Genomic DNA, 15890 nt, shown 5'->3' on the forward strand with positions numbered 1-15890 from the left:
GGATTAAAATTCCCTTTCTCGTCGGGCGACGCGGTCAAGACGAAGCGAGACGTTCTGAGCATGTTTCGTGGAAGCAAACCCAATATTTGATATTCATCTGGCTCCTGATGCTTGGTTTTTGCGGCGCATCCCCGGTGATGCTGGCAGAGCTTCGCAGAGACAGCTGGAACGTCGCTAATATCGGCGCACAGAATCTTTTGACCGTGCTGTCTCAGGACATTGAAAGCCGCATAGAAGCTCATGACGGCGTTTTGCAAAGTACTATCTCCAGTCCCTGATCCCCATGCATGCGTGCAGAGATTTCAAACGATACGGAGCCAATAGATTGCGAAGAAAAGCGCGACCCGCGTGGCCGTCAAAGATCAGAAAAAGAGCTTGACCCGAATGCCTAATTAGAGACGCGACTAAAGATGTCTCAGATGGGGTAGCTTGCAGATTGCAGTAGCGCGGCGCACTTGAAGTGGCTGCGTCGACGCTCATAGGGCCTGCTTAGATGCATGGCGCCCACGCGGATCATCCCCGACAGCTCCGCTCTGACTGCGCAGCCAAGCGTCAGGTGATGCGGGCTGTCGAGCACCGATCTCATAGGGGCTTAATAATCGAGCGGAAAATTTCCCATCTGCCACTGCTTAAACTTAAACGGAGAAGTACGATGCAGGGCTTCCAATCACCGGGAAGTCTGCAGCGCTTAATCCCAATCTTCTCCGCGCTTCGAAGTCTAACCTTTCCTCGCATCACCCACTCTGCGGCCAAGGCGCGGGGATATACATGGTTAACAGTCACCCCCACATGGTTAACTCATCGTTAACCATGTGCCTCTAGTCCTAGCGTTTGACCGGTTTCATATCGGTAAACCAACGGCCACGGTTTCGTTCCTCGTACTGGCAGATTAGTTATTCTTCTAGTCAGAAGGTGGAATGTTCAATGCGAGTTCGTCGGCTTCGAGCGTTTGTATGCATCATGGCTGCGGGCTTTGTGACAACCAGTTGCGCGAGCCGGCCCAGCGACAGCAACCGACAGACGGGTGCCAATGTATCAGACAACGGCGCGCGGACGGGTGGTAGCGATCTCCCTGGGGTGACACGCGCACCACTTGGCGTTGTCCGGCCGGCGAAGTCCATGAGCACATACCATAAGGGGCCTCTGTCACTCGAGACCGCGGTTAGGAAGGCCGTTGATTGGCATCCCGCCGTCACAGAGAGTGTTGGGCGGCTTCGTCAGCAGACCGAGTCCGTTAACGAGGCTCGTGCCGGCTATCTTCCGAATTTCAGCTGGGGACTGGATTCATCCTACAACACCAACAGCTCCAATCGTTATAGCCCAGATTTGAACTTCAGCGTCTCGCAGATGCTTTACGATTTTGGTAAAGTCGACAACCGCGTTAAGATTGCCACAGCAGGGATCGCTGGTCGGAAATCGCAGGTTTTGATGGCGGTGGACAACCTTGCGCGCGAAGCGGCAAATTCGGTGATTGAAATTCAGCGCAACCGCTCCCTGCGGGGCGTCGCCCGTGACCAGATCAAGGATGTGAAATCTATTCTCGAACTAGTGAAGTCGCGTACGGACAAGGGCGCGAGCACACGTTCCGATCTGCTGCAGGCCGAGGCGCGTGTTCAGGCCGCCGAGGCCACGCTGTTTGAAATCGAAGGACAACTATCGCGCTGGGAAGCAGTTCTTGCAAACCTGAGCGGTGTCGCCGGAGGGGTCGAGGTATCGGACACTGTACCATCATGGCTGTCGAAGGCCTGCAATTCAACGACAAATCTGGACTGGTCACGTGTGCCGGCAGTCATGCAGGCGGCGGCAGATCGCGAAGCTGCGGCCGCGCAGATTGGCCTGGCCAGGGCTGAAGGACTGCCGACGCTGTCTCTCGACGCAGGCATTGGCGTCGATGTTACCGAGCTCAGCTCGCTCGACCCAGACTACACTGTCGGATTGAAGGTTACAGGAAGCCTCTACAATGGTGGCGCCACGAGCGCCCGGCGAAATATGGCCATGCAGGCGCTAGGGGCATCCCAGGCTGCCGAGGCGCGGGCACGGGTCGACATTTTGCGCGACCTCACCGAGGCAGGCAGTCAACTTGCAAGCAAGGAAAATCTACGCCGCTCGCTCTCGACCCGGCAATCGACAATGCGGCAAACGCGTGATCTCTATCGAACACAATATGTTGAACTGGGCACACGAACCCTGCTCGACCTCCTCAATGCCGATCAGGAACTTCATGCCGCGAGGTTCGATATCAGCAATATCCAGTACGACCTCCACAGGCTGAATATCGACTGCGCTTTCAATGGAGGACGGATGCGAGAAGCTTTCTCGCTGGAAGGTCAAACCGTACAGGGTATCTCCCTGTAGAGCCAGCAACGTCACTAATTCGTCGAGCCCGTATATATTTGATTTTTATCAACTTTTAGAATGAGCCGTTTTCTCTTCTGCTTTCTTCCTGCGCAGCATCTCCCGATAAACGAATGACCTGGGGGCAGGTCTCAAACGCAGCAAAATTCGGAAGCGCACAATTGTGATTCGAGAAAAAATATTTGTTCACATCAAAATTCCGGAACCCGTTCGCTGTGATCTGTTTGGCGGAAATGGCGTGGCGAAACAGAGCCGGCGCGCACAATAGTTTCGAATATTGGGTCGCCTCCACGACCCACGCGTCATTACAAAAGTGATTGCTAATGCTCCCCTCGGTTGTTTTTTTCTTGCAGAGTTCATTTTTTGTGCAAATATGATAGTAGGAGAGGGCACCGGAGAACATTCCGAGGCTAATAGACAGGATCGTTGATGTGGGAGCATCGCGCTTCTCGGCGGTCGTTGTTCGCATAAATCCAGTTTCGTCGATGTGCCTGATGTCTCAGGCGGCAGTGATTTCCTGTCGCCTATTGTACCGCGTTGCAGGAGGACGGTTGCATGGTTGCTGTTATAACCGACAAGGTCGCTGGTAGTTCTCGGACCGTGTCACTCGATAACTTGGATGCGGGCAAGCCCAGTATCGTGCAGATCCGGGCCGATCGAAATGATGTCTCAGACTTCGTGCGTGACGGTGATGATCTCCTCCTTCGAATGCGCTCCGGCGAGACCATTCGCATCGGGCATTTTTACCGCGAGGTCGATGGCGAACATAGCGAGCTGGTGCTTGAGGACGAAGATGGCAACCTGTGGTTAGGCGAGCATAGCGACGGCTTGGTTGACTTCCGTTTTTCAGAAATTGAAGGCGTCGACCAGCTCGTCGGCGCGTCCACAAGTGATGGCTCTATTCTCGGCCTTGCAGCCCTCGGCCTGTTGGCTGGAGGTGGAGCGCTTGCTCTCGGTGGATCTTCCGGCGACGACACGGATGCAGACGCGGATGCTGACGCCGATGCAGATGCAGACGCTGACGCTGATGCGGATGCTGACGCCGATGCAGATGCTGACGCAGACGCAGATGCGGACGCGGATGCCGACGCGGATGCTGACGCGGATGCCGACGCCGATGCGGATGCTGACGCAGACGCTGACGCTGATGCCGATGCTGATGCGGATGCAGATGCTGACGCTGACGCTGATGCGGATGCTGACGCCGATGCAGATGCTGACGCAGACGCAGATGCGGACGCCGATGCTGACGCGGATGCTGACGCGGATGCCGATGCGGATGCGGATGCTGACGCAGACGCAGATGCGGACGCTGACGCCGATGCCGACGCGGATGCAGATGCGGATGCGGATGCGGATGCCGACGCTGACGCTGATGCGGATGCTGACGCGGATGCCGACGCCGATGCGGATGCTGACGCCGATGCAGATGCTGACGCAGACGCCGATGCGGACGCTGACGCTGACGCTGATGCGGATGCTGATGCAGACGCAGATGCAGATGCTGACGCGGATGCCGATGCTGACGCGGATGCCGATGCTGACGCTGATGCGGATGCCGACGCCGATGCGGATGCTGACGCCGATGCAGATGCTGACGCGGACGCCGATGCAGATGCTGACGCAGACGCCGATGCGGACGCTGACGCTGACGCTGACGCTGATGCGGATGCCGACGCGGATGCGGATGCAGACGCAGATGCAGATGCTGACGCGGATGCCGATGCCGATGCGGATGCTGACGCCGATGCAGACGCTGACGCTGATGCCGATGCTGATGCTGACGCAGACGCAGATGCTGACGCGGATGCCGATGCTGACGCTGATGCGGATGCCGACGCCGATGCGGATGCGGATGCGGATGCTGACGCCGATGCAGATGCTGACGCGGATGCCGACGCCGATGCGGATGCTGACGCCGATGCAGATGCTGACGCGGATGCCGATGCGGATGCTGACGCCGATGCAGACGCTGACGCTGATGCTGATGCTGACGCAGACGCAGACGCAGACGCAGACGCAGATGCAGATGCTGACGCGGATGCCGATGCGGATGCTGACGCCGATGCAGACGCTGACGCTGATGCTGATGCTGACGCAGACGCAGACGCAGACGCGGATGCCGACGCAGACGCTGATGCGGATGCTGACGCCGATGCGGATGCCGACGCAGATGCAGATGCTGATGCTGACGCAGACGCAGACGCAGACGCAGACGCAGACGCAGACGCAGATGCTGACGCCGATGCAGATGCCGACGCTGACGCTGACGCGGATGCGGATGCTGACGCCGATGCGGATGCAGATGCAGATGCAGATGCTGACGCGGATGCCGACGCGGATGCCGACGCTGACGCTGACGCAGATGCGGATCTCGAACCCACGGATGATGTGGCTACGGCTGAGGTGAATCTTCTCCCTACCGTGACAGAGGATGTTCCGCTGGGGAGCGATACCTACCTGGCGGTCGTGAGTCTCGCCGGACTAGACCTGCAGTTATTTGCGGATACAATCGAATTTGATGTGGAGACCGGCCATACACAGGATCTCAACTTCGATTTCAGCGGGCTCATCGGTGCGGGCGCGCTAGGCAACTACAGTCTTGTGGTGCAGAAGTGGGATCCCTCGACCCAGCAATGGACCAGCATCGACGGAGGAGGTGCTGCCACGATCCTGTCCCTGTCGCTTTTTGGCGGAACCAGTGGCACCGTGCCGGGTCTGGAACCGGGGGAATACCGAGCCTTCATGGGATTCAATGGCCTGCTCGGTGTGGGCGTTGGCGGCACACTGACGCTCGATGGCACGGACTATGACTTTACAGAAAATGGCGGTTACGACCCTGTTGCTGTGAGCGGTAATGTCCTCGACAATGACGTAGTCCCGGCTGGAACGACGGTGCAGAGCGTCGATGGCCTGGCCGTCGATCAGGACGGGGTGGCCATACAGGGTGATTTCGGCGAGCTTCTCATACGTTCCGACGGATCCTACACCTATACGCCCTTCGCCAATGGAGCGGGGATCGGCAAGGTGGACCGGTTTGACTATGTAGTTACGGATGCCGACGGCAATACTGGTCCAGCAACTCTTTACGTCCAGATCGGCAGCGACAACGTAACGCTGACCTGGAGTAACACCGACCCCGGCCTTCCGGCGACGTTCGAGTTTGCCACAACGGGAGATAGCGCAGACGCTTCCGTCATCTGGAGCAATGTGACGGACGACGATTTCTTCACCGCCACCGGTTCCACGTTGCTTTCTGGCGGCCTTGGACAGACGAGCACATACACCAGCAGCAGTTTCTTAATCACCGACAGCATGGAGGTTTCCGGCAGCATCAACGCATCCGTCCTGCTGGCGGCTCTGTCGAATGGTGTGCTTTATCTCGAGCGTGAAACAACACCAGGCAACTGGCAGCAGGTAGCAAGCGACTCCTTCAACATTATTGTTGGCGGGCTCGGCACCGTGGCGTCGATAGATTTGGCTGAACTCGATCTCCTCGCCGGTACCTACCGTGTCCGGTCGACATTGAGTGGAACGTTGGTAAATGTGTCAGCGACCATAACAACCGATATCGATGTGACATACACCGACCAATATGAGGTCGGGACCGCGACCGGTGACAGCGGTAATCTGCTTACCAATGATGATTTGGGTTCCACCTTTACCCAGTTCCAGGTATTTGACGGAACAAGCTTCGTGGATGTGACGGGCACCAGAACGATCGACGGTGAATATGGTACGCTAACCATCGACGCCGATGGCAGCTACAGCTATGAGTTGCACCCGAATCTCCCCCATTTCGCCACATCGCAAACCGAGACCTTCGAGTATCAGCTCACACATCCGTCGGGAGAGGTCGAGCAATCGTCCCTTGTCGTGACCGTCGACCCCTCCGGCGCAGGCGTGCCGGATCAGGCGATGATGTTCTTTGCCGAGGATATCACCGGTCTCGACAGCATTGATTTGGCGGAAAGTGGTGATCCATTTGTCTCAAGTTCGGAGAGTGATGACGAGCTCTCTCGCCTGATCGAGGAGGAATCTGAAGAATTGACCGTCCCGCTTGATGGTCTCGCTGCTCTGAGTGAACCCGAGGATGGTGACGCTGATCTGAGTTCGACTGAGGAGCACGCAGGTCTTGCGGAGACGCCCGATCCGGTGGAGATGCCTGTCGACCCCTTCGGCCATCTGGTGGCCGAAGACGAATTGAGTTCCACGCATTCGACTGTAATCTGAAACGATCCAAGGACGGCATGGGGACATAAACGCCCCCATGCCGTTACAAAGGAAATCCCATGCCCCTTTCCGACATGACGACGGAGCAATGGCCCGATTCTGACGCTGGCTCCGATTTCGAGAGCTGGAGCGAGGCCCTTCAATATGTGGCGCGTCACTACGGTGTGCCTTTTTCGGCGGGTGGAGCGCGACAGCTCGCCCAAGCCATGCAGGCGATCAATACAGATGATTGTCTCATGCGCTTGGCAAGCAAGCTGGGCTTGCAGATCAAACGTGCAGTACCGTCGCCGCGCCTTCTCACAAGCTGGCGATTGCCGGTGATCGTGAAGCTCTCTGACGGTTCAATTGGTGTCGTAACAGCCTTGGCCGCCAACAGGGACGTGTCCATCGTCCTCAGCGGAGACGCCGGCGTCGCCACAGTGCTGGCGCTTGATGATCTGCTGCGGCAGACCGACTTCGTCATTATCGCGCGTCCGCAGCGCGGAACGGTCGATGAGCGGGTCGATGGCTATATTGCTCCTTACCGGGAACATTGGTTCCGCTCGATCGCATTTCGCGACATCGGCTCCTATAGCCATGTCATGCTGGCATCGCTTGTTGCCAATATTCTGGCACTGGGTGGCGTCATGTTCTCGATGCAGGTTTATGACCGGGTGGTGCCGGCCAAGTCGTTCAACACCCTTTATGTCTTGTTCATCGGCGTGCTGCTGGCAGCGTTCTTCGACTTCATCATGCGCCGTCTTCGCACCCGCATTATAGATATCGTCGGCAAACGTACCGACATGCGCATCTCCGATCTCGTGTTCGGTCATGCGATGCGCGTGAAGAACCAGGAACGGCCCACCTCCACCGGCACGTTCATCGCCCAGTTGCGAGACCTAGAGCAGGTCCGCGAACTTTTGACCTCCACCACCGTTTCCGCCGTCGCGGACCTTCCCTTCTTTATTTTGTTCCTGTTCATATTCTGGTTGATTGGGGGACCCATCGTCATCATTCCGATTGCGGCTCTTTTTCTTCTCGTCTTGCCCGGACTGCTGGCCCAGCGCGGACTTCGCGCTGCTGCCAGTGAAGCGATGCGCGAATCGTCGCTCCGCAACGCGATGCTTGTGGAGGCCGTTCAGGGCATAGAGGACATCAAGACGCTGCAGGCTGAGGACCATTTTCAGCAGCGCTGGAACCACTACAATGCCGTCTCGGCCGACGGTCAGCTGCGTCTGCGAGCCATAACCAGTAGCCTCGCAGCCTGGAGCCATACCGTGCAGACGGGCACTTTCGCGGCGGTCGTCGTCGTCGGTGCGCCGCTCGTCATGGAAGGAGACATGACAACGGGCTCTCTCGTTGCATGTTCCATTCTCGGCTCCCGCATGATGGCACCCATGGCACAACTCACACAGATTCTCGGCCGGTTTCAGCAGGCCAAGGTGGGGTTGAAAAGCATCGACGCCATTTTGCGTATGCCTTCCGATCACCCTGACAGCGAAACGCGCGTGAGTGTTCCCACCTTGCGTGGAGCATACAGGATCAGGGGCGCGGCCTTTCACTACGGCACTAATGCAGGGCGGCCAGCGCTTGCGATCGGGGACCTGTCAATAACTGCGGGAGAGAAAGTCGCCGTTCTCGGCAAGAATGGTGCCGGAAAATCTACCCTTCTCTCGGCCATGGCGGGCATGGTTGAACCGGCAGCCGGCGAAATGCTGATCGACGACCTCGCACTTTCACAGGTCGATCCCTCCGATCTGCGCCGGAATGTTGGACTCTTGACTCAGGACTCACGCCTCTTTCATGGAACCATCCGTGAAAACGTTACCCTTGGCGCATTGCATGCACCGGAAACCTTGCTGCTTGACGCGCTTACGATGACAGGAGCAGATGACTTCGTGCGCAAGCTGCCGCGCGGGCTCGACCACCCCATCCTTGAGGGCGGAAGAGGCCTTTCAGGTGGTCAGAAACAGGCACTGCTTCTAGCGCGACTCCTCATTCGAGATCCGGCTGTCGTTCTGCTTGATGAGCCGACCGCGGCGATGGACGAAGCGAGCGAGCGGCACTTCATCACGCGATTCCGGTCGTGGAGTGCCGAGCGGACAGTGATCGTTGCAACGCACCGCATGCGCGTTCTGGAGCTGGTTCAACGCGTCATCGTCGTTGAGAACGGGCAGATCATTCTTGATGGCAGCAAGGAGGGGGTTCTCAACACTCTGCGTGGTGTCAACAAGATAGCATCGCCGAACGGTGTGCGGCGAAAAATGCCCGAAAAGAAACCCGCAGCGGCGATGGCTGGTTTCCCCTTCAAAACGACGCAGGAGGTGTAAATGGCGGTTTTCAGTGAACGCGAGTTTACAAGGCGCGGGGGGTGGGCATTCGGTGACGATGACGGGCGGTACCTCATCCGTTCCGCACGCGTCGTACAGCTGTTCGTAGCACTTCTGGTAGCAATGCTGATCTGGGCCTATTTTGCAACGCTGGACGAGGTCTCTACAGGGGACGGTCGTGTAATCCCGACCAGCCGCGAACAGGTCATCCAGTCGCTTGAAGGCGGGATTGTCGCAACGCTTCATGTACGTGAAGACCAGGTGGTTGAACCAGGGCAGATTCTCGCACAGCTCGATCCGACCAAGAGCCAGTCCGATGTGGAGGAAAGCGCAGCGAAGTATAGGGCGGCGCTCGCCGCAGCTACTCGGCTTGAAGCTGAAGTCAAAGGAACAGCTTTATCGTTTCCTCCGTCACTTGACGCCTACCCCGTACTGATTTCTTCGGAGACCGAACTTTACACAGCTCGCCGGCGGGCGCTCGAAGAGTCCCTGCGCTGGATCGAGGAATCACTTTCGCTTGTCTCCAGCGAACTGAAACTCAATGAAGAATTGAGGTCTGTCGGTGCGGCCAGTAATGTCGAGGTTATTCGCCTGCGTCGGCAGAGCGTGGAGCTTGAACTCAAGAAGGTCGAGATCAAGTCGGAATATGTCGTAAAGGCACGCGAGGAGCTGACGAAGGCGAACGCCGAAGTGAATTCTCTCTTCCCGATTGTAGCCGGTCGCGCGGACAGTCTTGCCCGCCTCACGCATCGTTCGCCGGTGCGTGGTATTGTGAAAAACATTGAGGTGTCGACAATCGGTGGTGTTGTGCCCCCCAACGGCAAACTTATGGACATCATCCCGCTAGGTGACGAGCTTCTTATTGAGGCGCGGATTTCCCCACGAGACGTCGCCTATATCCATCCCGGCCAGCGCGCGAGCGTCAAGATCAGTGCCTATGACTATGCTGTCTATGGCAGCCTTGACGGCAAAGTGACAACAATTTCACCGGATACGATACAGGACGAGGTCGATCGGGAGATTTATTACTACCGCGTGTTCATCAAGGCGGAGAAGGACGCGCTGGTCAATTCGGCTGGTCGGGAATTCCCGATCGTTCCCGGCATGGTCGCGAATGTCGACATTCACACAGGTGAGAAGACCGTGCTGGAATACCTCATCAAGCCTTTCAACAAGGCCCAGGAGGCGTTGCGTGAACGTTAAGGCGAGAGTGTCTCCGGCAAACAAGCCGCAGGGCATACACGATCGGCTTTCCGGCATACGAAGCCTCCTAGAAAACCGGATTCATCTTTTGGCATACCCGTTGCCTCAAGTGGCATTGTTCTTTTCTGTTTCCGATGGAGACAGGCGGGCACAGGTCGTCAATGTCTCAGGTCCGTCTCTCGATTCCGCCTGGCAACAGGGTGTGAGTCAGCTCCTTGCCATCATGGGTAGCGAAAACATTCAAGGGCGTTGGGTCCGAGTCGATTGGGTGGAGATTGCTGAAAAGACTACGTGGGCGCGGCTGCGGTCACTGCTGGGCAAGGTAAAGCGCAATTATTTCCGTTTCGGAATTGCGCTTGATCCGGCATTCCGCCATGCCTTTACCGAACATGAGTTGAACGCGAACGCGATGCTCTATGGCGGAAACACGCTGACCAATGCTGTATTGAACGAAAAGAATTTCAACCTCTATGCCCGCGGACGCTATGTAGATCTGCCTTCCTTGAGCTTTCCACCAAATAGCACGATCTTTCTCTTTTCGACGAAAGGCGTCTTTTGCGACGAGGCCGGAAGTCTGCACCTGATCGAGGGAAATGGTCTTGATGCAGGACGCCGGACCTTGGACCGGCTGGACGGTGGCGTTGTTCTGCAGTTGCTTCGCGATTCCTCTGCCTATCTCGCGCGGCAAGTTAATGCAGATGGTTCATTCGTTTACGGTTATCACGCCTGCTTCGATCGACGTATTGAGACTTACAATGGGCTACGCCACGCAAGCACGACCTATGCCATGATAGAAGCCTGGGAAGTCACACATGACAGGCAACTAAAAAAGGCGATTGAACGCGCGCTCGTCTACCTCGAGACTCATCTGATCAGGTCAGTCGTCCTTCCCGATGGCCTGCCAGCCGCCTTCCTTGTTGAGGCAGACGGAGAGATCAAGCTCGGCGGCAATGCCGTTGCGATCCTGGCTTTCACAAAATATATGGCAGTCACAGGCCAGATGGAACGGAGTGAGCTCGCCGAGCGGCTTGCATGCGGCATACGCCACATGCAGAATCCGGAGACGGGCGCTTTCGTGCATGTCCTTCAGTTTCCCGATCTTTCGATTAAGCAGCGACACCGCACTATCTACTATGAGGGCGAAGCTGCTTTCGGCCTCATGCGCCTCTATGATCTCACAAGAGACCGGCAGTGGCTCGAAACCGTGGAAAAAGCATTCGGGCACTTCATTGCCAAGGAGTACTGGAAACATCACGACCACTGGCTGGGGTATTGCGTCAACGAACTTACGCGTCACAAGCCCAAGGAGCGGTATTTCCGTTTCGCCATCCGCAACATCGCCAATTACCTCGACTTCGTGGAAAATCGGATCACTACTTTTCCGACGTTGCTCGAACTGATGATGGCGGCGCGCCAGACATTGTCGCGGATTGCGGCCGAGCCGAACCTGCATGGTCTGTTGAAAGAGATCGATCTTGCGCATTTCGAAAGGGCACTTGAGAAACGTGCGCACCATCTGCTTAACGGCCACTTTTGGCCCGAAATGGCGATGTATTACCGCAACCCCGACCGCATCACAGGTTCCTTCTTCATCCGTCATCATGCTTTCCGCGTCCGGATTGACGATGTCGAGCACTATCTCTCCGGCTTCGTCGCCTATCGCAGCTATCTTAAGCAGAGGGCAGTATTCCGTGAAGTTATTCGCCAACACGCAGTGTTCACCGGTCATCGCCGCCCTGATATATCGAAGGGAGGGGTTGGCCCCGATGCCAGACAGTGGGATGCGGCTCATGTTGCGGCGGCAACCGGGGGATCCTGGGTTCAGCCACCGCCAGAAGGCTGGACAGCAAAAGGGCTCTGCACATACGCGCCAGCCATGCAGCCCAACGATATTGTCGTCCTGCGCGGCGGGAAAGGCGCGACGGGGGTGCCGGTGCATAGGCTCATCGATTGCCGAAAGCCGGCAGGTTATATTACCACAAATCCGGAACTGGCCTACGGTCTGGAGGGGCCGGTGCTCCGGGTGACTGATAACATGCAGGCGACTTTGGCGATGGGCGATTATGCACGCACCCGGATGAGCGGTAATGTGCTTGCGGTAACTGGCAGTGCCGGCAAGACCACAGTTGTCGCCATGCTGGCTCACGCGCTTTCTGCTTGGGGCGATGTCGGCAAAAGCCACCATAATGCGAACCTGCCCGCGGGCGTGGCCTGGAACCTCGCCTCTGTCCCGTGGGACGCCCCACACGTGGTGTTGGAACTGGCCATCGGTAAAATGGCGATCAGTGCCCGAATGGCGCGACCGAAGGTCGCAATCTTCACCAATGTTCTGCCAGCCCACCTCAACGAGAGGAGTACGATCACAGATATTGCCCGGACAAAAAGCGCAATCTTTCTGGGCATGGCGCCGGGCGACAAGGCCGTTCTCAACCGCGATATGCTGGAGTGGGACACAGTGCATGCAGCGGCGCGTCGGCAAAAGCTCGACGTTGTCACCTACGGGACCTCGGAAGAATGCATTTGTCGGCTTCTGCGCTACGACGCGGCAAACCAGCAGGCGCATGCGCGGATCAGAGGCCGGGAGATCATCTTCCGGATAGGCGCCGCCGGCTATCACATGGCACTGAATGGCCTTGCGGTCCTTGCCGCTGTTTCCGCGCTGGGTCATCAACTTGAGCCAGCGATCGCACAGCTGGAAAGGTTTGCGGCTCTGCCGGGACGCGGAGAGGAGATTCAACTTTCGCTCGATGGACGCAGGTTGACCGTGATTGACGACGCCTATAACGCCAATCCGGGTTCTATGCGCGCTGCTCTGGCCCGATTGAGTGATCACCCAGGCGGGCGGCGACGCATTGCTGTTCTGGGCGAGATGGCGGAGCTGGGTCCCGGCGCGGTCGCTTATCACACCGAGCTTGCAACATTCATGCAGAATCGTTCGATCGATGAAGTCCATGTTATCGGTGAGCTTTACATCGACTTCTGGGAAGCAATTCCGCCTGCCTTGCGTGGTTTCCATGCCCGAACGGGGCAGGCACTGAAGGACGTTCTCCGCGAGCGGCTGGCCGACGGGGACGTGGTTCTTCTCAAGGGCTCACACAGCACGGGAATGCACGAACTTGTCGAGTGGCTAAAGAAAAGTGCTGAAGACAGCTCCGCTGCGTAGGTCTGTTTCCACACAAGCGAGCAGAACAGCTATTTGAGTTGTTCAAGTTCCATCTCATGGATAGCGCGGCGGATGTTGATCGGTGAACGGCCCTGAGCGATAAGGGCGGCAGCAAGGCGTCCGTGATAGGCGAGAATATGGCGCTGGCGGTCCGTGGCCTGAACATAGATATGGTGCGGCTCGAAGCCTGCGGCGCGCAGGCGCCTGACATAAAAGAGCTGACTGAAAAACGGAACGGCGCGATCCTCCGGGTCGGAGAGAAGATAGATGTCTGGTCGAGGATCGGTTCGAATCCCGTCAATTTCATCAATGGGATCGTAAAACGCTGCCGCATTGTAGAGGAGCTTACCCGGAAGCCGTCGTCGTCGCTCCCAGAAGGCGGATACCTGTTTCACCGAGACAAGGCCGGAGGTGATGACGACCGCTGAGACATCCTTGCGCCTATTCAGGAGACCTGCCACGATCTGGCCGCCAGCAGAGTGGCCAGTTAGAATGAAGCTCGATATTTTGTGTTTTTTCTTGATCAGGTCGAGCGCGCGATCCATTAGCATTATTTCGCGCAGATGGCGGCGTTTGTTGTGATCGCCCGAAGAACCATAGATGCCGGGGCGCGCCATGAAAATAACAGGGTGGCCGGCTTTGTGGGCCCATTCTGCCATTTCCGTCGTGATCGTAGCAGGTGATTGCCGGGCATAGGAATCAGTTATGAAACGCACGCCCTTGGAATTGCGCAGCATCACGTCACCGCCGAAGTAGACAAGGGCAATCTGGTTCTCACTATCGGCTAACCCTTGCGGATAGTAGCGGATACAATCTCCCTCGCCGTCAATTTCGATCCACAGGCCATTAGGAACAGCGGCGCAGCGCTTCGACGAAGTGAAAGATCCGTTCAGCGCTTCATAGGGGCTAAAGGCCTGGTCATTGAGAAAAACGCTAAGTTCGCTCGGTCTTGGCAATTCGAAAGGTCCAAGCCGCGGTGCATCTGCGAGAGCGGATTGTGAAGCTCCCGGAATGGCCAGTGCGAGCAACACCCACCGCGCGATCCACCAGGTGAGCCTTGGCTCCTCCTCCGTCATGGTTTCACTCCGATCTTCAACGCATTGCTATTAGAAAGAACTGTAATCAATTTCAGGGCTCTGCCAACGGAATCGATTTCATTTTGACAAATACTGCCCGCCACGTCATCTCCTTCGTCGGTGCATCACGCTAGCATTGTCAGCTCCCGCTGCACCTATGCTGGAATTCGGGAGTAGCGCGTCACTCTCTACAGGTTTGCCTGCTCTAACGCGGGTCAGAGACCATGGCAGACGGCTTAGGGGTGGCATGAAAAGGGATTGGGATTTTTCCGTCTCGGTCCTTCCATTGGGATGGCCGCCTGCATGCTGGCATCATCCTGACCAGCCCATCGACCGAGTTTCGCAAACTAAAGGAACCACTTCGATCACATAAGCGAGACCGCGGTTCCACAAACGATGGCCGCATTAAACTAAAGACCGATCCAGCCTGTGGCAGTGAACTTCGCTTTCTCCGATTACTTGTCTGCGCTTGTGTTACGGTCAATATCAAAACCGCGTGCCCCTTACGCCCAATATGGGGCCATTCGGAAAGCAAGTGGTTACACGCACTTGCAATGTTAATACGGGGACATACACTAAATTAGTTGTCAGCGGTTCAAGTCCTTTCAAGGCGTTCGGTAGTTTGCCTTCATCCCATCAGGTCTTAAACAGCGCGGAGAGGTCACGCCGTCCGTCCACCACTCGGACAATCTCGACGGTATCAATAGGGCCGTCATCGGCGTCGGGCCTTATCTCATAGAGAATCACATAGGGCGCTTCGACCAACATCCGAGCGGTTCGGAATACTTCCGGGTGACGCTCGCCCAAACGCGGGTGCTCGATCAGCAATTTCGCCTTACGGCGAAAATTGGCGAAGTATCGCTCGGCGCTGCGCGGCTGCTCTTTCCCCATTTCGATGTAGATGCTCTTTACGTCGGCGCGCGCCTTCGGTGTCCAAAGAAGCTTAACGGGCATGGGGAGCGGCAGACGCTATTTCCTGGCGTGCTTCATCCAACACCGCATCAAAATCCACTTCGACCGCGGGGCCACTAGCCTTGCCTTCTTCCCACATCGCACGTAGCTTGGCGATATCTTCGCTCTTCTGCATCCATTTGGCCGACCAGTCACGCATAGCTTCGCGAACAACTTCGCTTCCGCTAGCATAAGCGCCACTTTTCACAGCGTCACGCAATAACTCGGCGTGTTGGGGTGTCATTGAAACGCTGACCTTTTCAACATTTGGCATAGGTGACCTCCAAAGGCATTTGGTAGTAATTTTTACCACCAAAGGCTCAAAGTGGCAACATCGTTGCTGGGTCTCTTGGTGGTACTGGTTCTGCCGCAAGGTCACTACGGAGACGGCTTGACGGAAGTTGAAATTACGTGCCGCGGGTTCGGTTCCGTTCAAGAGCAATGAGAGCTCTGCAACTGTCTTGTAGATGGCTGCCGGATGGGTAAATAGCGGGCCCGTGCGGCCCGTTATTCATGACCGAGATTGATGGCTAGAACTCTATCACCGAGCGGATCGATTTGCCTTCGTGCATCAGCTCGAAGGCCGTGTTGATTTCCTCA

The 15890-nt window shown here is 56.9% G+C and carries 10 protein-coding genes and 1 pseudogene; 7 read left to right on the plus strand and 4 right to left on the minus strand.

Features of this window, described 5'->3' with window-relative positions:
• Nucleotides 1–1119: 1119 nt before the first annotated feature.
• A complete protein-coding gene (locus IFT53_RS21545; protein ID WP_244656412.1) occupies nucleotides 1120–2355 on the plus strand; it encodes a TolC family outer membrane protein in 1236 nt (411 codons plus the stop codon).
• Nucleotides 2356–2410: 55 nt separating this feature from the next.
• Here the strand turns inward: IFT53_RS21545 and IFT53_RS21550 are convergent, their stop codons facing one another.
• Entirely contained in the window at nucleotides 2411–2824 is a 414-nt protein-coding gene (locus IFT53_RS21550; RefSeq protein WP_192067410.1) for a hypothetical protein, read from the minus strand.
• Between the two features lie 86 nt (nucleotides 2825–2910).
• Here IFT53_RS21550 and IFT53_RS24215 point away from each other — a divergent pair.
• From IFT53_RS24215 to IFT53_RS21575, 6 genes and pseudogenes are all read left to right on the plus strand, one after another.
• A pseudogene (locus IFT53_RS24215) lies at nucleotides 2911–3198 on the plus strand (BapA/Bap/LapF family prefix-like domain-containing protein); the annotation flags it as partial.
• Nucleotides 3199–3247: 49 nt separating this feature from the next.
• Nucleotides 3248–4765, plus strand: a complete 1518-nt coding sequence (locus IFT53_RS23865; protein WP_244656425.1) for a hypothetical protein — start codon at nucleotides 3248–3250, stop codon at nucleotides 4763–4765.
• Between the two features lie 14 nt (nucleotides 4766–4779).
• A complete protein-coding gene (locus IFT53_RS21560) occupies nucleotides 4780–6588 on the plus strand; it encodes a BapA/Bap/LapF family large adhesin (RefSeq protein WP_192067583.1) in 1809 nt (602 codons plus the stop codon).
• Nucleotides 6589–6647: 59 nt separating this feature from the next.
• Nucleotides 6648–8897, plus strand: a complete 2250-nt coding sequence (locus tag IFT53_RS21565; protein ID WP_192067409.1) for a type I secretion system permease/ATPase — start codon at nucleotides 6648–6650, stop codon at nucleotides 8895–8897.
• The gene (locus tag IFT53_RS21570) at nucleotides 8898–10100 is read left to right on the plus strand and encodes an HlyD family efflux transporter periplasmic adaptor subunit (protein ID WP_192067407.1); all 1203 of its coding nucleotides are present in this window, start codon (nucleotides 8898–8900) and stop codon (nucleotides 10098–10100) included. It begins immediately after the preceding gene.
• A 109-nt stretch (nucleotides 10101–10209) separates the two neighbouring features.
• A complete protein-coding gene (locus IFT53_RS21575; protein WP_342366659.1) occupies nucleotides 10210–13263 on the plus strand; it encodes a UDP-N-acetylmuramoyl-tripeptide--D-alanyl-D-alanine ligase in 3054 nt (1017 codons plus the stop codon).
• Between the two features lie 29 nt (nucleotides 13264–13292).
• Here IFT53_RS21575 and IFT53_RS21580 read toward each other — a convergent pair whose 3' ends face one another.
• From IFT53_RS21580 to IFT53_RS21590, 3 genes are all read right to left on the minus strand, one after another.
• Nucleotides 13293–14339, minus strand: a complete 1047-nt coding sequence (locus IFT53_RS21580; protein ID WP_192067405.1) for an alpha/beta hydrolase family protein — start codon at nucleotides 14337–14339, stop codon at nucleotides 13293–13295.
• 636 nt (nucleotides 14340–14975) lie between these two features.
• A complete protein-coding gene (locus tag IFT53_RS21585; RefSeq protein ID WP_192067403.1) occupies nucleotides 14976–15293 on the minus strand; it encodes a type II toxin-antitoxin system RelE/ParE family toxin in 318 nt (105 codons plus the stop codon).
• A complete protein-coding gene (locus IFT53_RS21590; protein WP_192067401.1) occupies nucleotides 15283–15564 on the minus strand; it encodes a type II toxin-antitoxin system ParD family antitoxin in 282 nt (93 codons plus the stop codon). The genes IFT53_RS21585 and IFT53_RS21590 overlap by 11 nt, the downstream gene beginning before the upstream one ends.
• Nucleotides 15565–15890: the final 326 nt, after the last annotated feature.

The sequence above is a fragment of the Rhizobium sp. CFBP 13644 genome, assembly GCF_014842165.1.
Lineage (GTDB): Bacteria > Pseudomonadota > Alphaproteobacteria > Rhizobiales > Rhizobiaceae > Agrobacterium > Agrobacterium tumefaciens_C.